Origin of the sequence: Micromonospora sp. NPDC000668, from assembly GCF_042897975.1 — a bacterium.
Classification (GTDB): domain Bacteria; phylum Actinomycetota; class Actinomycetes; order Mycobacteriales; family Micromonosporaceae; genus Micromonospora.
This window is the reverse complement of sequence record NZ_JBIAYP010000010.1, coordinates 1-19,469: the sequence shown is the minus strand read 5'-3', so window position 1 is coordinate 19,469 and position 19,469 is coordinate 1. Positions and strand designations below refer to the sequence as shown.

The 19,469-nt window shown below is 72.8% G+C and carries 13 protein-coding genes; 8 read left to right on the top strand and 5 right to left on the bottom strand.

What is annotated here, in order from left to right; genetic code table 11:
- Positions 1 to 7: 7 nt before the first annotated feature.
- Entirely contained in the window at positions 8 to 2,365 is a 2,358-nt protein-coding gene (locus ACFY29_RS34150) for a pyruvate dehydrogenase (protein WP_386992791.1), read from the top strand.
- Positions 2,366 to 2,401: 36 nt separating this feature from the next.
- On the opposite strand, the gene ACFY29_RS34145 is transcribed toward ACFY29_RS34150, so the two are convergent.
- The 3 genes from ACFY29_RS34145 to ACFY29_RS34135 all read right to left on the bottom strand — a co-directional run bounded on the left by ACFY29_RS34145 (position 2,402) and on the right by ACFY29_RS34135 (position 7,122).
- Positions 2,402 to 3,988 (bottom strand): metallophosphoesterase, encoded by a 1,587-nt coding sequence (locus tag ACFY29_RS34145; RefSeq protein WP_386992789.1) that lies wholly within the window; start codon positions 3,986 to 3,988, stop codon positions 2,402 to 2,404.
- 61 nt (positions 3,989 to 4,049) lie between these two features.
- Positions 4,050 to 5,222 carry a PQQ-dependent sugar dehydrogenase gene (locus ACFY29_RS34140; protein ID WP_386992787.1) on the bottom strand — a complete coding sequence of 391 codons (1,173 nt, stop codon included), beginning with the start codon at positions 5,220 to 5,222 and terminating at the stop codon, positions 4,050 to 4,052.
- An 82-nt stretch (positions 5,223 to 5,304) separates the two neighbouring features.
- The gene (locus ACFY29_RS34135; protein WP_386992785.1) at positions 5,305 to 7,122 is read right to left on the bottom strand and encodes a SpoIIE family protein phosphatase; all 1,818 of its coding nucleotides are present in this window, start codon (positions 7,120 to 7,122) and stop codon (positions 5,305 to 5,307) included.
- Between the two features lie 185 nt (positions 7,123 to 7,307).
- On the opposite strand from ACFY29_RS34135, the gene ACFY29_RS34130 reads away from it, so the two are divergent.
- On the top strand, positions 7,308 to 8,234 hold the full coding sequence (locus ACFY29_RS34130) for a 2-hydroxyacid dehydrogenase (RefSeq protein ID WP_328424343.1): 927 nt from the start codon (positions 7,308 to 7,310) through the stop codon (positions 8,232 to 8,234).
- A 56-nt stretch (positions 8,235 to 8,290) separates the two neighbouring features.
- On the opposite strand, the gene ACFY29_RS34125 is transcribed toward ACFY29_RS34130, so the two are convergent.
- Positions 8,291 to 8,668, bottom strand: a complete 378-nt coding sequence (locus ACFY29_RS34125; RefSeq protein WP_386992783.1) for a PH domain-containing protein — start codon at positions 8,666 to 8,668, stop codon at positions 8,291 to 8,293.
- A gap of 216 nt (positions 8,669 to 8,884) precedes the next feature.
- Between ACFY29_RS34125 and ACFY29_RS34120 the strand changes: the two genes are divergently transcribed.
- A complete protein-coding gene (locus ACFY29_RS34120; protein ID WP_386992781.1) occupies positions 8,885 to 11,350 on the top strand; it encodes an EAL domain-containing protein in 2,466 nt (821 codons plus the stop codon).
- Between the two features lie 20 nt (positions 11,351 to 11,370).
- Here the strand turns inward: ACFY29_RS34120 and ACFY29_RS34115 are convergent, their stop codons facing one another.
- On the bottom strand, positions 11,371 to 12,390 hold the full coding sequence (locus ACFY29_RS34115) for a LacI family DNA-binding transcriptional regulator (protein WP_328424349.1): 1,020 nt from the start codon (positions 12,388 to 12,390) through the stop codon (positions 11,371 to 11,373).
- A gap of 384 nt (positions 12,391 to 12,774) precedes the next feature.
- Here ACFY29_RS34115 and ACFY29_RS34110 point away from each other — a divergent pair, with 384 nt between their 5' ends.
- From ACFY29_RS34110 to ACFY29_RS34090, 5 genes are all read left to right on the top strand, one after another.
- Positions 12,775 to 14,055, top strand: a complete 1,281-nt coding sequence (locus ACFY29_RS34110; RefSeq protein WP_386992779.1) for an extracellular solute-binding protein — start codon at positions 12,775 to 12,777, stop codon at positions 14,053 to 14,055.
- 84 nt (positions 14,056 to 14,139) lie between these two features.
- On the top strand, positions 14,140 to 15,159 hold the full coding sequence (locus ACFY29_RS34105) for a carbohydrate ABC transporter permease (RefSeq protein WP_386992777.1): 1,020 nt from the start codon (positions 14,140 to 14,142) through the stop codon (positions 15,157 to 15,159).
- Between the two features lie 65 nt (positions 15,160 to 15,224).
- Complete coding sequence (locus ACFY29_RS34100) at positions 15,225 to 16,067, top strand: carbohydrate ABC transporter permease (protein ID WP_328426337.1); 843 nt, start codon at positions 15,225 to 15,227, stop codon at positions 16,065 to 16,067.
- Complete coding sequence (locus ACFY29_RS34095; protein WP_386992775.1) at positions 16,064 to 18,514, top strand: glycoside hydrolase family 2 protein; 2,451 nt, start codon at positions 16,064 to 16,066, stop codon at positions 18,512 to 18,514. The genes ACFY29_RS34100 and ACFY29_RS34095 overlap by 4 nt, the downstream gene beginning before the upstream one ends.
- Before the next feature lie 253 nt (positions 18,515 to 18,767).
- Complete coding sequence (locus ACFY29_RS34090) at positions 18,768 to 19,304, top strand: hypothetical protein (protein WP_386992773.1); 537 nt, start codon at positions 18,768 to 18,770, stop codon at positions 19,302 to 19,304.
- The last annotated feature ends 165 nt before the right edge of the window (positions 19,305 to 19,469 follow it).

The window sequence follows — 19,469 nt, the reverse complement described above, 5'->3', positions numbered from 1 at the left end:
AGCCACCGTGAACCACCACGACCTCGATGTGCTCGACGAGATCCAGCGGCGGGTGCTCTGGCTCGCCACCCGGATCGTGGACGCCGCCAACCACGACCGGGCCACCGGCGACGGGGTGAAGGTCGGCGGGCACCAGGCGTCCAGCGCCTCCCTGGTCACCGCGATGACCGCGCTCTGGTTCGCCCACCTGGACGCCGAGGACCGGGTTGCGGTCAAGCCGCACGCCTCTCCGGTGTTCCACGCCATCCAGTACCTGCTCGGCAACCTGGACCGCTCGTACCTGCCCCGGCTGCGGGCCCGCGGCGGCCTCCAGTCGTACCCGTCGCGCACCAAGGACCCCGACGAGGTGGACTTCTCCACCGGCTCGGTGGGTCTCGGCGCGGCGGCTCCGCTCTTCGCCGCCGCCACCCGGCGCTACGTCGACGCGCACTTCGGCGCCCGGCCGCACTCCCGGTTCGTGGCGCTGATCGGCGACGCCGAGCTGGACGAGGGCAACATCTGGGAGGCGGTCGCCGACCCGGCCACCACCGGTCTGGGCAACGTCATGTGGCTGGTGGACTTCAACCGGCAGTCGCTGGACCGGGTGGTGCCGGGCATCCGGATCAACCAGTGGCGGGGTCAGTTCGAGGCGGCCGGCTGGCACGTCGTGGAGGTCAAGTACGGCCGTCGGCTCGCCGAGGCGTACGCCCGGCCGGGCGGCGAGGTGCTGCGCGACTGGATCGACGCGATGCCCAACGAGCAGTACCAGTCGCTGTTCGGGCTGGCCGGCCCGGCGCTGCGCAAGCAGTTCCTGGACGGTGCGCCGGCTGAGGTGGGTGCCTTCGTGGGGGGCATCGCAGACGAGGAGCTGGGCCCGCTCGTCACCGACCTGGGCGGCCACGACCTGTCCGCGATGCTCGACGCGTACGCCCAGTGCGACGCGGTCACCGACCGGCCCAGCGTCGTCTTCGCGTACACCGTGAAGGGGTGGGGGTTGCCCATCGCCGGCAATCCGCGTAACCACTCGGCGCTGCTCAGCACCGAGCAGGTCGACGTGTTGCGTGCCGCGCAGGGGCTGACCCGGGAGACCGAGTGGGACCGCCTCGACCCGGCGTCACCCGCCGGCATCCGGGCCGGTGCCCGTCGGGAGGCGCTGTTCCGCGCGCCCCGCGAGCGGGCGCTCGGCGTCACCGTCCCGGAGAGCACCGGAGTACGCGCGGCCAAGCCGATCTCCACGCAGGAGGTCTTCGGCCGGGTGCTGGTGGACCTGGCCCGGGACCGGGAGGTCGGCCGCTACCTGGTCACCACGGCGCCGGACGTGGCCACCTCCACCAACCTGGCCGGGTTCATCAACAAGACCGGGGTGTTCGCCCCCACCGAGCAGCGATCCTGGACCGAGGACCGGATGCTGCGCTGGACCGAGAGCCCGGCGGGGCAGCACATCGAGCTGGGCATCTCGGAGATGAACCTGTTCCTGCTGCTCGGGCAGCTCGGCCTGTCGTGGGACCTGTCCGGGCAGCCGCTGCTGCCGGTGGGTACGGTCTACGACCCGTTCGTGCTGCGCGGCCTGGACGCGTTCCTGTACGGCACCTACTCCGGCTCCCGGTTCGTGGTCGCCGGCACCCCGTCGGGCATCACGCTGGCCCCGGAGGGCGGCGCCCACCAGTCCACCATCACCGCTTCGGTCGGCCTGGAGCTGCCCGGGGTGACCTTCCTCGAACCGGCGTACGCGGCCAGCCTGGACTGGCTGCTCTGCGACGCGCTCGGGCAGATCGCCGGTGGGTCGGCCCCGACCGCGACCGCCGCGCCCACCGAGGACGGCGCGTACTACTTCCGGCTCAGCACCCGACCGCTGGACCAGGCGCCGTTCGAGGCGGCCCGGGCCCGGATCGGTGACGCGGTGCTGCGCCGGCAGGTGGTCGCCGGGGCGTACCGGCTGGTGGACGCGCATCAGGCGTACCCGCACCTGGCCGACGCCCCGGTGGTGCAGCTGGCAGCCTCCGGTGCGGTGCTGCCCGAGGTACTGGCCGCCGCGGCGGAGCTGGCCGAGGAGGGCGTCGCCGCGCACGTGGTGGACGTGACCTCGCTGGATCGGCTCTACCGGGCCTGGCAGCGCACCCTGCGCCAGGGCGTGCGGACCGCCACGGTGCCCAGCGTGCCGGGCGCGCTGCGGTCCGCGTTCGCCGACCGGGTGCCGGTGGTGACCGTGCACGACGCCGCGTCGCACGCCATGGCCTGGCTCGGTTCGGCGCTCGGCGCGCCGGCGGTGCCGCTCGGAGTGGACGAGTTTGGCCAGTCCGGCAGCGTTGCCGAGCTGTACGAGCTGCACGACCTGCTGCCCGGCAGCATCGTCAACGCCGCCCTGGCCGCCCTCGCGCTGCGCTGACGCTCACGTTCCCGACGCTGCCGCCCCGGCCCGCGCTCAGCGGGTCGGGGTGGGGGTGACCGAGGCGGGTGCCCCGGCGGACGGGTTCTCCACCACGTGCCGTTCCAGGTTGACCTGGGCCTGCCCGGTGCCGCCGACGGTGATGTCGTCGTACGCCTGGAGCATCTTCTGCTGGTCGAAGTAGAGCACGGACATCGACAGCGGGGTCGGCTTCTCGCCCTCCAGGCCGCGCAGCCCGGCGCCGCCGGTGGAGCCCTCCACCATCAGCGTGGTGGGCTGCTGCCCGGGTGCCTGGGGCAGCTTGGAGACCTGCCGGGAGTGGGTGTGCCCGGCCAGCACCAGCGGGCAGGTGCCGGCGAGCGGCCCGGCGGACGCCGGATCGTGCACCAGCGCGATGTTCACCGGCTGCGGTGAGTTGCGCACCGTGCTGGCGAGCTGCTCGCCGGCCCCGATCACCTGGTCGGCCACCTGCTGGGTCAGCCCGCTGCCGGCCGGGGAGGTGTTCTTGTCCGGGGTGAAGCGCGGGTCGCCGATGCCGGCGATGGTCAGCCCGGCGACCGTGGTCGTCGAGTTGTTCAGCACGATCGCGTTCGGTTGGCGGGCCACCGCGGCGCCGGTGCGGCCCGAGTCGTGGTTGCCCCGAATGAACACGTACGGCTTCTTCAGCAGGCCGATCGAGCCGACGAAGGACGCCTCCGGCTCGCTGCCCCAGTCGGTGATGTCACCGGTGTCGATCACCGCGTCGATGCCGAACTGCTCCACCACCGTCCGGATCAGCTGCCAGCCGGTCGGGTTGAGGTGCATGTCGGACACGTGCAGCACCCGGGTGGTGCCGGGCGCCGGCTCGTACACCGGCAGCGCCGACACGGTCGTGTAGAGCTGGCTGACGTTGCCGACGATGCGTTGCAGCTGCTCGGCGTACTTGGTGTAGTCGTTGGCGATGCGGCGGGCGTCGCCCACGATGGCCGGGGCGTTGACCAGCAGCCCCTCGTAGCGCGGCTCCTCGATCGCCTGTGGGCGCAGGGTGGCCGCCGCCGTGCCGAGGCTGCCGGCGGTGACGAGCAGCGCCAGCCCGCCCGCCCAGGCGGTCCGCCGCACATCGCGGAAGATCAGCCCGGCGAGGATCAGAGTGACCAGCACCACCGAGGCGAGGGTCCGCAGGCCGAGCCGCATCACCCCGGACCGGACGTCCTCGACGGCGCTCTGGCTGGCCCGGCTGATGCTGGCCGGGTCGTCGAGCAGCGCCTCGGTGCGTCCCTGGTCCAGCGCCCCCAGCCGCACGGTGAGATGTGTCGGCCCGTCGTGGCTGTTCAGCAGCAGCGCACCGAGCGGAGGCACGTCGACGGTGGTGCCGCCGTCGCTGGCAGGGGTGAGGGTGAGGCTGGCCCGGAACGGCCCGATGTCGGTGTCCACCCGGCCGCCGGCCAGCACCCCGAGCACCGCCCCGGCCAGGGCCACGGCGAGCACGGCGAGGATCACCCCGGTGCGGCGCAGTGCACCGAGCCGGCCAGCCCGCAGGCCGGCCGACCGCTGCGGCTCGCCATCAGTCACCGACTCGCCACCGGTCACCGGGTCGTCCCGGTCACCGGCGTCGTCGTGCTGCTCGTCGTGCTGCCCGTCCATGCTGAGATTCTGACCTGCCCATCGGAGGATCTTGGCAAACCTGCACGGATGGTGACGAAGGTCAGCTGCGACCGCCGTCGCCGCCGGCGAAGACCACCCGCAGGAGCCGGTCGTCGTCGGCCGCCGGGTTGCCCCGCCCGTCGTGGTTGGAGGTGCTCACCCAGAGCGATCCGTCCGGCGCGGCGGCCACCGCGCGCAGCCGGCCGTACCGGTTGGTGAGCAGCTCACTGGGCTGACCGAGCAGCGTGCCCATGTCGGTCAGCTCCATCACCCAGAGCCGCTTGCCGCGCAGGCAGCCGGTGACCAGCAGCCGATCCGCGGCGGCCAGCCCGGAGCAGGACGCGTCCGAGGTCGCCCACTGGGTGATCGGGTCGCTGTACCGCTTGTCGCCGGCCCGCCCCTCGACCTGCGGCCAGCCGTAGTTGCCGCCCTTGGTGATCTGGTTGATCTCGTCCCAGGTGTTCTGGCCGAACTCCACGGCGTACATCCGCTTGGCGGCGTCCCAGGTGAAGCCCTGCACGTTGCGGTGCCCCAGCGACCAGACCGGGGAGCCGGGGTAGGGATTGCCCGCGGCCGGCTTCCCGTCCGGGGTGATCCGCAGGATCTTGCCGCCGAGGCTCTTCACGTCCTGGGCGGCGGGGCGCTCACCGGCGTCACCCGTGCTGGCGTAGAGCTGCCCGTCCGGGCCGAAGCCCAGCCCACCGCCGTTGTGCACGTTGGCCTTGGGGATGCCGGTGAGGATCGGGGTGGGCTGCCCACCGAGCTGCAGCCGGACGACCCGGTTGTCCTGCTCGGTCGTGTAGTAGACGAAGACCGTGCGGTCCTTGTCGTAGCCGGGGGAGACGGTGATGCCGAGCAGGCCGCCCTCGCCCGCCGCCGCCACGTCGGTGATCGTCTGCACCACCCGGACCCGCAGCCCGTCCGGCCCGGACTCGGGACCGACCTGGAGAATCCGGCCGCTGTCCCGCTCGGTGACCAGCGCGCCGCCGTCTGGCAGGAAGGCGATCGCCCAGGGCACCCGCAGCCCCTTGGCGAGCACCGTCGCCACCGCCTGCTGGCCGGCGCCGCCGGGGCTCGCCGGCGCCGACGGGGTCGGCAGGTTGGGCGGCTCACCGGCCGGGTCCGGCTCCGGCTCGCCGAAGCTGCAACCGGCGGCGAACAGCAGCGCCGCGCAGGACGCCGCGAGGGCCGCCCGGAGGCGGCGGGTGCGAGTGTACGGGGGACGGGCGCTCACCCGGCCCAGGGTATCCCGCCGGACGGCCCGGCCGGGCCCGACAGGACACGGCGGATGCCGGCGGTGCTCCGGGGTGGACCGTTCAGCGTGCCCGCACGGCCAGCAGCGCGGTGTCGTCCTCGCGGTGCCGGGTCGAGGCGAGCAGCAGGTCGCACAGCTCGTCGAGGGGCAGCGTGTCGGTGCCGGTCAGCCGGTCCAGCAGCTCGGCGAGCCCCTCGTCGATGGACCGGTCCCGCCGCTCGATCAGCCCGTCGGTGTAGAGCAGCAGGGTGTCGCCGGTGGCCAGGCTGGTCGACTGGCTGGTCCGTCGCACCGGCCGGGCCAGCCCGAGCAGCGCTTCCGGCGGCGCTTCGAGGACCTCCACCGCGCCGCCGGCACGGACCAGCAGGGCCGGCGGGTGCCCGGCGTTGGACCAGGTCATCTCCCAGCCACCGGACCGTTGGGGACAGATCCGGACCAGCGTCGCGGTGGCCGCGATCGGCAGCCGCAGGCCGCGGATCGCGCCGTCCAGGTGGGTCATCAGCTCCCCGACCGCGTCCTGCCGGCCGAACGCGTTGCCGCGCACCAGGTTGCGCAGCTGGCCCATGGTCGCCGCCGCCTCGATGTCGTGCCCGGCCACGTCCCCGATCGCCGCGATCAGGTCCCCATCGGGCTGGACGAAGGCGTCGTACCAGTCACCGCCCACCTCCACCCGGTCGGCCGCCGGCTGGTAGCGGGCCGCCAGCTCCAGCTCGGGTACGACCGGCAGTTGCGGCAGCATGCTGTGTTGCAGCACCTCGGCGACGTGCCGCTGCTCGCCGTACATCGAGCTGTTGCCGATCGCCTGCCCGGCGCGGCGACCGATGTCGACCGCGGTGAGCAGGTCGCGGTCGTCGAACTGCTGGCGCTGTGCGTCGTTGACCAGGGTGATCGCGCCGAGCACCGTGCCGCCGGCGGCACGGACCGGCACGCAGAGGTAGGAGGCGATACCCAGGCGGCCGGCGATCGACGCCATCTCCGGATTCGTAGTGCCACGTGCCACATCCGCCAGCGACGCCACACCGCCGAGCCGGGGCCGGCCGGTCCGCAGCACCGCCCGGATGGCCGAATCCGCGCTCAGCCCGGTGCGCAGCAGTTCGGCGAAGCGGTCGACGTCCGCAGTCCGGGCGGGGTCCCGGTGTACCGCGACCACCTCGCGGGGCAGGCCGGTCGGCCCGACCAGGGTGAGCAGGCACCAGTCGGCGAGCAGCGGCACCATGGTGTCGGCGAGCCGGCGCAGCGCGGTGCCCACGTCCAGCGTGCCGGCCAGCGTCTCGCTCAGGCCGGCGAGCAGTTCCAGTCGCTCGTGCGCCCGCACGACTCGCCGACGTGCCTCCTCCGCCCCGTCCAGCGCGATCCGCAGTCGCAGCTCCGAGGAGCAGGCGGCGGCCAGGTCGGCCAGCGTCCGCAGCTGTCCGGCGGTCCAGGCCCGCGGCTTGCTGTCGATGGCGCAGAGCGAGCCGAGCACCCGGCCGGAGAGGTCGGTCAGCGGCATCCCGGCGTACGCGACCACGCCGAGGTCTTCGATGGCCAGGTTGTCCCGCACGCGGGGGTAGAGCCGGGCGTCCGGCAGCACCATCGGCACCTCGATGTCCACCACGTGCTGGCAGAACGAGTGGCTCAGCGGGGTCTGCCGGCGCTCCGCCCAGGGCTCCGGCAACCCGACCGCGCCGGGGAAGAACTGCCGCTCGGCGGAGACCAGGGAGACCAGCGCGACGGGTACGTCCAGCAGGTCGCTGACCAGGCGGGCGAACCGGTCGAACGCCTCGTCCGGGGCGGCGTCCAGCCCGGTGTCGGCGAGCGCCCGCAACCGTGCCGGATCGCCGAGCGCCAGGGGTGGTGCGATCGAACGCCGGGGGCGGGCGGGGGAGCCGTCGGTCATGAGCGCCTGTCTGCCGGGGCGGAGGCCGACCGGCACTCCGACCATCCGTTATACCTGGTTCACGCCGCGGCCGAACGTCGGTGTGCCGAGTCTCGCCCGGGCCGACTCGGCGCGCCATCCCCCGGGACGCCGGTTCACCGCCGTGCCCGCACCGGCCGCCGGTGCGGGGGCTATCGTCGGCGGACGTGAAGGTATGGATTCCGCACCAGGCCGGCCTGAACCTCGTCGGCGAGCTGCCCCCGAACGTGACGGTGGAAGTCGTCGAGCACGCCGAGCGGCTGCCCTCAGCGGTGGCCGGCGTGCGGTTCTGGGTACCGCCGTTCCTGGCCGGCTCGGACGCGACCGCGCTGCTGCACGAGCTGCCCGATCTGGCGGTGGTGCAACTGCTCTCCGCCGGTGCGGACGCCTGGGCGGGTCGGACGCCGACGGGTGTCACGCTCTGCGACGCCCGGGGAGTGCACGATCCGTCCACGGCCGAGTGGGTCGTCACGGCGATCCTGACCCAGCTACGGGCGTTCCCGGCCTTCGTCCGGGCGCAGGCCGACCGACGGTGGGCATTCGGCGACGTCGCCCCGACCGACGAGCTCACCGGCAAGAGGGTGCTCATCGTCGGGGCCGGTTCGATCGGCACCGCGGTGCGGGACCGGCTCGCCCCGTTCGAGGTGAGCTTCACCCTGGTGGCCCGGACCGCCCGGCCCGAGCAGGGGGTGCACGGCGTCGAGGAGCTGCCCCGGCTGCTGCCGGAGGCCGACGTGGTGGTGGTGCTGGTGCCGCTCACGGACCAGACGCGCGGCCTGATCGACAAGGAGTTCCTGACCGCGATGCCGGACGGTGCGCTGCTGGTCAACGCGGCCCGGGGGCCGGTGGCCCGTACCGAGGCGCTCGTCGCCGAGCTGGGCACCGGCCGGATCTCGGCGGCGCTCGACGTCACCGACCCCGAGCCGCTGCCCGCCGATTCTCCGCTGTGGACGATGCCGAACGTGCTGCTCACTCCGCACGTGGCCGGGTCGGTGCGAGGGCTGCTGCCGCGCGCCTACCGGCTGGTCGGCGATCAGGTGCGGCGCTTCGCCGCCGGCCAGCCGCTGATCAACACGGTGGTCGACGGCTACTGACCGCGTAGCTCAGCCGGCCGCTGACGGGCGTAGCTCAGCCGGCCGCTGACCGTGGCTCAGCCGGCCGCGCCGGGCAGCGTCTGGCCGGTGGCCGAGACCAGCCGGGGCAGGTCCGAGCCGCGTACCGCCGGTAGGACGACCTGCTGGCCGTCGTCGAGCCGGGCGACCGCCCGCCCGCGCGGGTCGGTGGCCAGCTCGACGACCCGGTCCCAGCCGATCCGGCGCTGCCCCGCCAGTGCGCGCAGGCGCAGCTCCCGGTCGTCGGCGTCGGTGCCGGCCCGCCAGGCCCACGCGCCGACGGCGAGCGGGACGAGCAGCACCGGCAGCAGGTACGCCCGGGCGTTGGCCAGCGGCAGGGCACCGATGAAGGCGATGATCGCGGCGGCCAGGATGCCTTGGTTGTACCGGAAGCGGATCGTGTTGGGCGTACTCACCCTCCGATGATCCCACCTCCGGCTGGTCCGGCTCGCGGCGGGCGGTGTCGGGCCGCCCGGCACGCCGTACAGTGACACGGGTCACTGCTTCCTTTCGGTGGCCGGCGCGTAACCGATTTGACCGCCGGTCGTTCTCGACTGGTGGGCAGCGGACCCGCAACGTCCGATGTCCCGCACCGCCGCACCGCCCCGTGCCCCCTCACGAAGGCGACCGCCGTGCTCCTCGCGTACCCGTTCCGCGTCCTCGTCCCCCGCCGGGCGGCGCCGGAGGCCGCCGTGTCCGCGGCGGTGACGCTGCTCGTCCTCGCCGGCGCCGCTGGCCTGGCCCCGACGTCGGTGGTGATCGCACTGGCCGGCGGTGCGGGCGCCACGCTCGCCGGGGTGCGGCTCTCCCGGCTGGCCACCCGGCGCTCCGCCGATCCGTCGCCCGCCGATCTGTCGTCCGCCGATCCGTCGCACCCCGATCTGGCGCACCCCGATTCTTGGCCGCGCGCGGCGGCGGTGCTGCTCGACGCGGCGGTGGTGGCAGCCGGTGTCAGCGCCGCCGTGTTGCCGCTGGCCGACACCGGGCATCGGGCCGCCGCGCTGGTCGGGTCGTTGGTCGTGGCGGCCCTGTCCGTGGCCGGGCTGCGCCGACTCGTCGGCCGGACGCGGTCACCGAACCAGGCCCGGTTGCGGTTGCTGATCGAGGCGACCGGCCCGGCCATCGGGCTGGCCCTCGCCGGCTGGTTGCTGCTGCCCCGCGACACGCTGCCGGTGCCGGCCCGGATGGCCGCCGCGCTGGTGCTCGGTGGGCTTGGTATGGCGGCGCTCAGTGCGTTCACCGGCCCGTACCGACGCGCGGCCGGCGCGATCTGCCGGGGTGGGGTCCTGCTCACCCTGGTCGGATTGGTGCTGTTGACGGCCCTGCCGCCCGTGTCGGCCGGTCGGGCGGCCCTGCTGGCCGTGCCGCCGCTGGTGCTCGGGATGCTGCTCACCGCGCTCGGTGCGGGCGACGCGGTGGCGCAGGGCGAAGCGGTGACGGCGGGCTACGCGGTGGCCACGGGCGACGCGGCGGCGGTGGGTCGGGTCGCCCCGGCCTGGCCCCGGGCGGTGCTTCCGGCGGTGTTGCTGCTGCTGGCGGGGAGCCTGCACCTGGGCGCGGGCCGGGCGCCGGATCGGACGAGCGTGCTGCTGGCCCTGGCGGCGGTGCCGCCACTGATGCTGCGTGAGCTGCTGCGCTCCGGTGACGCGGCTTCCCCCGAGCGCCGTGCCGCACACCGGCGGCGTAGCGGTCGGGCGGTCCGGCACCGCCGTGCGGCTCAGCAGCGCTGGCTCGGCACGTCGGAGCACCCAGGTACGACTGCTGTCGGGTCGGCCATCTCGGACGGCGTCGGCTCGACCTGGCCGCCCGACGACGGCGCGACCTGGTCGGCGTTCGGCCGTCGGTCCGTTCTGTCCGGTGGCGGCGGTCCGGGGGACCGCACGGCCCTGCTGGACGCCCTCGCCGCGATCGGCGACGTGCCGGTCCCGGTCGGCGCGCTGCTGCTGGTGGACCTGCACAGCGCCGACGCGATCGGGCCGACGGGCCGCGAGGACGTGGTGGCCGAGGCGGTCCGCCGGGCCAGCGCGATCATCGCGCCCGGTGACCTGGTCGCCGGGTGCACGAGCGCCGGCTTCGCCGTGGTCACCTCCGCCGGCCCGGTGGTGGCGTACGCGCTGGGCACCCGGCTGCTGACCGTGCTCACCCCGCCCTACCAGCTGGCCGGGTCGGTGCTGCGGGTGCATGCGAGCATCGGGCTGGCCGAGGTGAGCGGCGCCGGGCCGGCGGACGTGCTCCGCCAGGCCGAGCTGGCCCGGCGGCGGGCCGTGCAGCTGGGCCGGGACCGGGTCGAGTGGTACGACGCGTTCCTGGAGGAGCAGCTGGTCCGCCGGCTCGATCTGGAACGTGAGCTGCCCGGTGCGGTGGCGCGTGGCGAGCTGGACCTGGTCTACCAGCCGGTGCTCGACCTGGCGAGCCGGCAGCCGGTGGGCGCCGAGGCGTTGTTGCGCTGGCGCAGCCCGGTACTCGGCACGGTGCTCCCGACCGAGTTGCTGCCGGTCGCCGAGGACCTGGACCTGGTCGGCGAGCTGGAGTGGTGGGTCCTGGACCGGGCCTGCCGGCAGTTGGCCGACTGGTCGGCGGGCAGTCGGGAGCTGTGGATGGCGGTCAACGTCACCACCCGGGAGCTGACCACCCCCGACTTCGTGCAGCGCGCCGCCGCCGTGCTGGCCGCGTACGGGGTGTCGCCGGAGCGACTGGTGGTGGAGGTGGCCGAGCCGAGGGTCGCCGCCGACCTGTCGACCGTGGTGGCCCGGTTGGCCGGCCTGCGGTCGCTGGGAGTCCGCACCGCCCTGGACGACTTCCGGGCCGAGCACGCCTCGCTGGCCCAGCTCCGCCGGCTGCCGATCGACCTGCTCAAGGTGGGCCCGGAGCTGGTGGGCGCGCGGCCGGACGGGCAGCCGCCGCTGATCGACGTGGTGGTCAACGTCGGCGAGCGGCTGGGGGTGGAGATCGTCGCCGAGGAGCTGGAGTCACCGGCCCAGGTCGGGGGGGCGCAGCGGGCCGGCTGTCGGTACGGGCAGGGCTTCGCGCTGGCCCGCCCGGCGACCGCCGAGCGGGTCGAGGCGTACTTCGAGGAGTTTCCCTCGACGTCCCGCTGACCGCCCCTGGGTGAACCGGTTCACCTGTCCCGGGGCGGTGCGGTGCTGCCGCGCGGGGTGAGGTGCGGGGTCTCGTCCTGCACCCGGGTCGCGGGCTGTCCGGCGATGACGGCGAGCAGTTGCCGGGCGGCGTGCGCGCCGTACGCCGGGATGTCCCGGCCCAGCGCGGTCAGCGGCGGGTGCACCAGCCGGCAGAGCGGCGAGTCGTCCCAGGCCACGATGGACAGGTCACCCGGCACGGTGAGCCCCATCTCCTGGGCGACGGAGAGCCCGGCGATGGCCATCACGTCGTTGTCGTAGATGACCGCGGTGGGCCGCTGGGCCGAGCTGAGCAGCCGGCGGGTGGCCCGTCCGCCCTCCTCGCCGGTGTAGTCGGACCAGACGGTGACCGCGTCGACCAGGCCGAGCCGCTGGCACACCGCCGCGAAGGCCTCGGTGCGGATCTCGGTGTGTCGCAGGTCGGGCAGGCCGCCGACCCGGGCGATCCGCCGGTGCCCGAGCGCGACCAGGTACTCCACCGCCTCGGTCAGCGCGGCCGCGTCGTCGGACCAGAGGCTGGCCAGGTCGCCGGTGCCGCCCGGCCCGCCGATCACCACCGCCGGCAGTTGGAGCTGCTCCAGTGCGGGGATGCGGCGGTCGTCGGTGCGCAGGTCGCAGACGAGCACGCCGTCGACCCGCCGCTCGCCCCACCAGCGTCGGTAGACCGCGATCTCGGCATCGTGGTCGGCCACCACCTGGAGGGTCAGGGCGTACGAGCGGGCGGAGAGTTCGGCCTCGACGCCGCTGATCAGCTCCATGAAGAACGGCTCGATGCCCAGTATCCGGGCGGGCCGGCACAGGGCCAGGCCGACGGCCTCGGCGGTGGCGGCGGAGAGGGCCCGGGCGGCGCTGCTCGGGCTGAACCCGATCTCGGCGGCGATGGCCAGGATGCGCTGCCGGGTGGCCTCGGAGACGCCGGGCTGCCCGTTCAGCGCGTACGACACGGCGCCCTTGGACACCCCGGCGCGTCGGGCGACGTCGGCGATGGTCGGCCGCTTCACCGGCGTGCTCCTCCACTCTCCGGCCACGGGGGTCGGATCTTCTGACTGCCGCGGCAAGCCGGCGGCCTCAACCTAGCGCAACCGGTGTCGGCGGCTGCCAACCGACCGTCCACGGTAAACCTCGGCCACCGGGCGCGGCGTACTTGCCCGGTTCAGCGTACCGGTGCGTCCTCGGTTCGGGCGTGCCGGCCGGCGCGTGGAGCTGCGCCAGCAAGCGCTACACCACGCCTGTTCGCGCTCCCATGGCCCTTTACCTGGACCGTTCGTGCACTGCGTTAACGAGCCGTTGACACTCCCGGAACCGGCCCGTACGGTGGCCTCACTTATCCGGTTCAGTCAACGTCTCTCGATGTCGGGAGCGTTCCCACTTGTTCGGAGGATGCCATGAAACGCTCCTGGACCCGGTGGGCCCGCGCGGTCACCGTGGGCACGGTCGGTCTCGCCCTGGTCGCCGCGTGCAGCGGCAAGAGCGGGCAGGATTCCGGCGCGACGGACGGGCAGGTCACCCTGAAAATCAACTTCTGGGGTGACTTCGGCCTTCAGGACCTCAAGACGAAGTACGAGGCGGCCAACCCGAACGTCAAGATCCAGCTGAACTCGGGGGAGTACAACGCCCAGCACGAGGACCTGCAGAAGAAGCTGGTCGCCGGCTCCGGCGCGGCGGACATCGCCGCCATCGACGAGGGCTTCATGGTGCAGTTCCGCGGCCAGTCGGACAAGTTCGTCAACCTGCTCGACAAGGGCGCCGGCTCGTACGAGAGCAAGTACCTGGCCTGGAAGTGGAAGCAGTCGCTCTCCGCCGACGGCAAGACCCAGATCGGCCTCGGCACCGACACCGGGGGCCTGGCCATGTGCTACCGCACCGATCTGTTCAAGGCCGCCGGGCTGCCCACCGAACGCGACCAGGTCTCGGCCCTCTGGCCCACCTGGGACAGGTTCATCGAGGTCGGCCAGCAGTACACCGGCAAGACCAACAAGAAGTTCATCGACGCCGGCAGCAACCTGTTCAACCCGATCCTCGGCCAGCAGCAGGTCGGCTTCTACAACGAGCAGGACCAGCTCCAGATGGAGCAGGGCCCGAAGGTGGCCTTCGACTACACCATCAAGGCGATCCAGGCTGGTCTCTCCGCCAACCTGGCCAGCTTCCAGGCCGACTGGGACAAGGGCTTCACCAGCGGCTCCTTCGCCGTGCTCGCCTGCCCGGCCTGGATGCTCGGGCACATCAAGGACACCGCCCCCGGCACCCAGGGCAAGTGGGACATCGCCGCTGTGCCCGGTGGCGGCGGCAACTGGGGCGGTTCCTTCCTGACCATCCCCAAGCAGAGCAAGCACGTCGACGAGGCGTACAAGCTGCTGGAGTGGCTGGTCCAACCGGAGCAGCAGATCGAGATCTTCAAGAAGGTCGGCAACCTGCCGTCGCAGCCCGCCCTCTACAGCGACCCGGCCATCGCCGACTTCAAGAACCCGTTCTTCACCGACGCACCGGTCGGCCAGATCTTCCCGAAGATGGCGCAGGGCCTGACCCCGCAGTACCTGGGCAAGAAGAACGGCCCGACCCGGGTGGCCGTGGAGAACGTGCTGATCCGGGTGCAGAACAAGACCCTCAAGCCCGAGGCCGCCTGGGCCGAGGCGGTCAAGGAAGCCGAGAAGGCCAGCACATCCTGAGCCCGCTGGGCGGGGGCGGGCCGGACCCGGGCCGCCCCCGCGCCATCCGCGCGTACCCCGTCTCTTCGGCCCTGGAGTGTCCCGATGTCCACCACCCGCGCCGCGCCCGCGTCGTCGGGCCGCCGTGCCGCCGCCGGGCGGCACGGTCACGGCACCGACCCGGACCACCGCCGGCCCAGCTGGCGCGACCGGCTGTACCGGTTCGACATGCGCTACATGCCGTACGTGTTGATCGCGCCGTTCTTCCTGATCTTCCTGGTCTTCGGCCTGTTCCCGCTGATCTTCAACGGCGTCATCGCCCTGCGGAACTACCGGCTGGACGATCCGACGCTCACCGGGTGGGCCGGTCTGGCCAACTTCCGCCAGCTCTTCGGCGACGACGACTTCTGGAACGCGCTCTACAACACCTTCGGCATCTTCCTGCTCTCCTCGGTGCCACAGCTGCTGCTCGCGCTGATCGTGGCGTCGTTGCTCAACCGCCGGCTCCGAGCGCAGACCTGGTGGCGGGTGGGCGTGCTACTGCCGTACGTCACCCCGATCGTCGCCTCGACCATGGTGTTCAGCGTCTTCTTCTCCCGCGACTTCGGGATGGCCAACTGGGTGCTCGGCCTGTTCGGCATCGGCGACGGTGACCCGATCAACTGGCGGGCCGACAAGCTGCACGCCTGGATCGCCATCGCCACGATGGTCAACTGGAAGTGGATCGGCTACAACGCGCTGCTCTACCTGGCCGCCATGCAGTCCATCCCGCGCGACGTCTACGAGGCCGCCGCGGTCGACGGGGCTGGCCCGTGGCGTCAGCTCTGGCGGATCACCGTGCCGATGATCCAGCCGGTGATCGTGTTCACCGTCATCCTCTCCACCATCGGTGGGTTCCAGCTCTTCATCGAGCCGATGCTCTTCGACCTCAACGCCCAGGCCGCCACCGGCGGACCCAACGGCGAGTGGCAGACCATCGCGCAGCTGATCTACAAGGTCGGCTGGAAGGACCTCAACCTCGGCTACGCGGCCGCGATGAGCTGGGCGCTCTTCCTGATCATCCTGGTCGTCGCCGGGATCAACACGCTGCTGACCAACCGACTCTCCGGAGGGCGATCCAGGTGAGCGCCGTCGACACCACACCGCCCCGGTCGGCGGTCACCAAGAGCCGTCGGCGACGGGCCGCCCTGATGGGTCGCGCCCCGCAGGACACCCCGGCCGGCGTCGGGACGTACCTCCTGCTGGCCACCACAATGCTGTTCGCGGCGTTCCCGCTGTACTGGATGTTCGTCATCGCCACCAGCAACGACGAGGCCCTGGCCCAGATCCCACCGGCGGTGATCCCCGGGGACCGGTTCCTGGTCAACCTGGACGAGGTCTTCTCCCTCCAGGACGTCTACTTCGCCGCCTCGCTGATCAACAGCGTCATCGTCTCGACCGTGGTGACCGTCTCGATGCTGTTCTTCTGCTCCCTGGCCGGGTTCGCCTTCGCCAAACTGCGCTTCGCCGGCAGCCGGTGGCTGATGCTGTTCGTGGTGCTCACCCTCACCGTGCCGAACCAGCTCGGCGTCGTCGCGCTGTACATCGTGATGGGCAAGCTGGGCTGGAACGGCACCCTGCTGGCGGTCATCGTGCCCGGCCTGGTCACCGCGTTCGGCGTCTTCTACATGCGGCAGTTCATCCTCAACACCGTCCCCGACGAGCTGATCGAGTCGGCCCGGATGGACGGCGCGACCACCATGCGGGTCTACCGGTCCATCGTCCTGCCGGCGATCCGGCCGGCCCTCGCGGTGCTCGGCCTACTCACCTTCGTGGCGACCTGGAACGACTTCCAGTGGCCGTTGATCACCCTGGGCGGCACCGACTACCCGACCTCGATGGTCGCCATCTCCGACCTGGCCAGCGGCAACTACGTCATCTACCGTCGGGTGCTCGCCGGTGCGTTCGTGGCTACCATCCCCTTGCTGATCATGTTGTTCATCGGTGGACGGCAGATCGTCCGCGGAATCATGGAAGGTGCGGTGAAGTCTTGAGCCGACAGGCACTCCACGACGGTTGGACCCTGCAGGCGACGCCCGGAGCGCAGGTGCCGGCCGAGATCGCCGGGCTGACCGTCCAGGCCACCGTGCCCGGTTGCGTGCACACCGACCTGCTCGACGCCGGGCTGATCCCCGATCCCTACCTCGACGACAACGAACTGGCACTGGCCTGGATCGGGCGCACCGACTGGAGCTACCGGACGAGCTTCCGGCGCCCGGCGGGCGACCACGATCGGGTCGACCTGGTCTGCGCCGGCCTGGACACCGTCGCCACGGTCACCGTCAACGGTGTCGAGGTCGGCCGCACCGAGAACATGCACCGCGGCTACCGGTTCGACGTCCGAGCGCTGCTGCGCGACGGCGACAACGACCTGGTCGTCGCGTTCGACTCCGCCTACCGCTACGCCGAGGCGCAGCAGGAGCGACTCGGCGACCGGCCCAACGCCTATCCGGAGCCGTTCCACTTCATCCGCAAGATGGCCTGCAACTTCGGCTGGGACTGGGGCCCCACGCTGGTCACCGCCGGCATCTGGCAGGAGATCGGCCTGCACGCCTGGTCCACCGCCCGGCTGGCCACCGTCCGCCCGCTGGTCACCCTGGCCGGCCGGGACGGGCGGGTCGAGCTGCACGTCGAGGTCGAGCGGGTCGCGGACGTCCCGCTGACCGTCCGGGCCACCGTCGCCGGCGCCCACGCCGAGGTGGTCGTCCCGGCCGGGCAGCGCACGGCCGTGCTGACCCTCACCGCCCGCGAGCCCGCGCTGTGGTGGCCCCGGGGGTACGGCGAGCAGGCGCGCCACCTGATGGAGGTGACCCTGCACGCGCCGGACGGCGACATCCTGGACAGCTGGTCCCGGCGGATCGGCTTCCGCTCGGTCCGACTGGACACCACCCCCGACGAGCACGGCACCCCGTTCGCGCTGTCGGTCAACGACGTCCCGGTCTTCGTGCGCGGGGTCAACTGGATCCCGGACGACGTGTTTCCCAACCGGGTCACCCGGGAGCGGCTGGCCGAGCGGTTCGACCAGGCCACGGCCGCCAACATCAACCTGCTGCGGGTCTGGGGCGGTGGCCGGTACGAGTCGGCGGACTTCTACGACCTCGCCGACGAGCGCGGACTGCTGGTCCAGCAGGACTTCCTGTTCGCCTGCGCCGCGTACCCGGAGGAGGAGCCGTTCGGCAGCGAGGTGGCCGCCGAGGCCGCTGAGCAGGTGACCCGGCTGGCGCCGTACCCGTCGCTGGTGCTCTGGACCGGCAACAACGAGAACATCTGGGGCTGGCACGACTGGGACTGGCAAGAGGTGCTGGCCGGGCGCACCTGGGGTCGCGGCTACTACCTGGACGTGCTGCCCCGCATCGTCGGCGAGCTGGACCCGACCCGCCCGTACTGGCCGGGCAGCCCCTGGTCAGGCACCGAGGAGATCCACCCCAACGACCCGGCGCACGGCACCACGCACATCTGGGACGTGTGGAACACCGACGACTACCGCAAGTACCGGGAGTACGTGCCGCGCTTCGTCGCCGAGTTCGGCTACCAGGGCCCACCGGCGTACGCCACCCTGCGTCGGGCGCTGAGCGACGAACCCCTCGCCCACGACTCGCCGGGGATGGCGCACCACCAGAAGGCGGCCGGCGGGGACGCCAAGCTCCAGCGCGGCCTGGACGCGCACCTGCCCGTCCCGGCAGATTTCGACGACTGGCACTACCTGACGCAACTCAACCAGGCTCGGGCGATCCAGCTCGGGGTGGAGCACTTCCGCTCGCACCGGAGCGTCTGCGCGGGCACCATCGTCTGGCAGCTCAACGACTGCTGGCCGGTCACCTCCTGGTCGGCCGTCGACGGGGACGGCCGGCGCAAACCACTGTGGTACGCGCTGCGCCACGCGTACGCCGACCGGCTGCTCACCGTGCAGCCCCGCGAAGGCGGCCTGGCCCTGGTCGCGGTGAACGACGGTGGCACGCCCTGGCGGGCGTCGGCCTCGGTGACCCGGTTGACCCTCACCGGCGAGCCCCGGGCGAAGACGACGATGGAGCTGGACGTCCCCGCGTACTCGGCGGTGACGCTGGCGCTGCCGGCGGAATTGTCGCGGCCGGAGGAGGACCGGCGGGAGTTGCTGGTGGCCGAGGCGGGCGAGAGCGCGCGGCGTGCGCTCTGGTTCTTCGCCGAGGACCGGGACGTCGACTGGCCGGCGGCGGCCTGGGACGCGACGGTCGAGGCGGTCGACGGTGGACAGCGGGTCCGGGTCACCGCCCGCACGGTGTTGCGCGACCTGACCCTCTTCCCGGACCGGCTGGAGCCGTCCGCCGAGGTGGACGAGGTGCTGGTCACCCTGCTGCCAGGGGAGTCGACGACCTTCACCGTCCACGCCGACACCCCGCTGGACGCCGCAGCCCTCACCTCCCGGCCGGTGCTGCGCTGCGTCAACGACATCGGACGAAGCTAAGCAGCGTCACCGATCGCCTCGGCCGATTCGCTCCGGACAGTCCATGGCAGGTCGCGGGGCTGGCGGCGTTCATCCCGATCGGCGTCGCCAGCAACCTCGTCACGGGACAGGGGGCCATGGCCTGAGCGACCGCAACCCGCGCTGTCGCCGAGCGCACCGTCAGGGCAGTATTACCGCGTCGTGGACGCTGGTGCAGCGCGGCCGACAGAGGCGAAAACGGTCGTCGAGCCACGCGGTACCCCGGGGGAGCGCAATGATCACCGAACATGTCCGAGACGCGGCGGCGACGGCGTTCGTCTTCGGGTTCTTCGCCTCCAGTTGGTTCGGCTGGGCTCAGGAGGCGCCGCCGAAGCCGTGGCGGCCGGTGCTCATCGCCGGTTCGGTTCTCTCGCTGCTGACGGCCGCCGCCGGTGGTCTCCTCGCCTGGAGTCACTGGTCGGACGGTACGGCGTTCGACGCCGACACCAGCCGGACCTTCGGCATCGTCGTCGGGATCGAGTTCGGGGCTGCCGCCGTCGGTGCCGGCCTGCTCGCCCTGCTGGGGCGCCGTGAGCTGACCGCCCCCTGGGTCGCCCTTGTCGTGGGCGTGCATCTCTTCCCGGTGGCGGTACTGATGGACTACCCGCTGATCCATGTGGTCGCCGCGCTGGTCACCCTGATCGCGGTCGCGGCGATCCCGGTGGCCCGGGCGCGCGCCGTGGCGGTGAGCGCGGTGGTCGGGCTCGGCACCGGCGTCGTGCTCCTGGTCGCCGCGGTGTCCTCATTGCTCATCGCGCTGGTGGCCTACTGAGGCTGCCCGTGCGCCAGTCCGGGGCGATCGACCGGGCGACAGCGACGAGCGGTGGGGCGGGGGGGGTGGGCGGGCCCCACGCCCCCCCCCCCGGGGGGGGCCGGGGGGGGGGGGCCCCGGGGGCGGCCCCCCCCCGGCCCCCCCACCCCCCCCCCCGGGCCGGCC

Excerpts from the sequence above, each read along its gene's own strand:
- ACFY29_RS34105 (WP_386992777.1), top strand. The coding sequence starts at position 14,140 with ATGTCCACCACCCGCGCCGCGCCCGCGTCGTCGGGCCGCCGTGCCGCC.
- ACFY29_RS34135 (WP_386992785.1), bottom strand. The coding sequence starts at position 7,122 with ATGACCGACGGCTCCCCCGCCCGCCCCCGGCGTTCGATCGCACCACCC.
- ACFY29_RS34145 (WP_386992789.1), bottom strand. The coding sequence starts at position 3,988 with ATGGACGGGCAGCACGACGAGCAGCACGACGACGCCGGTGACCGGGAC.
- ACFY29_RS34090 (WP_386992773.1), top strand. The coding sequence starts at position 18,768 with ATGATCACCGAACATGTCCGAGACGCGGCGGCGACGGCGTTCGTCTTC.
- ACFY29_RS34100 (WP_328426337.1), top strand. The coding sequence starts at position 15,225 with ATGGGTCGCGCCCCGCAGGACACCCCGGCCGGCGTCGGGACGTACCTC.
- ACFY29_RS34110 (WP_386992779.1), top strand. The coding sequence starts at position 12,775 with ATGAAACGCTCCTGGACCCGGTGGGCCCGCGCGGTCACCGTGGGCACG.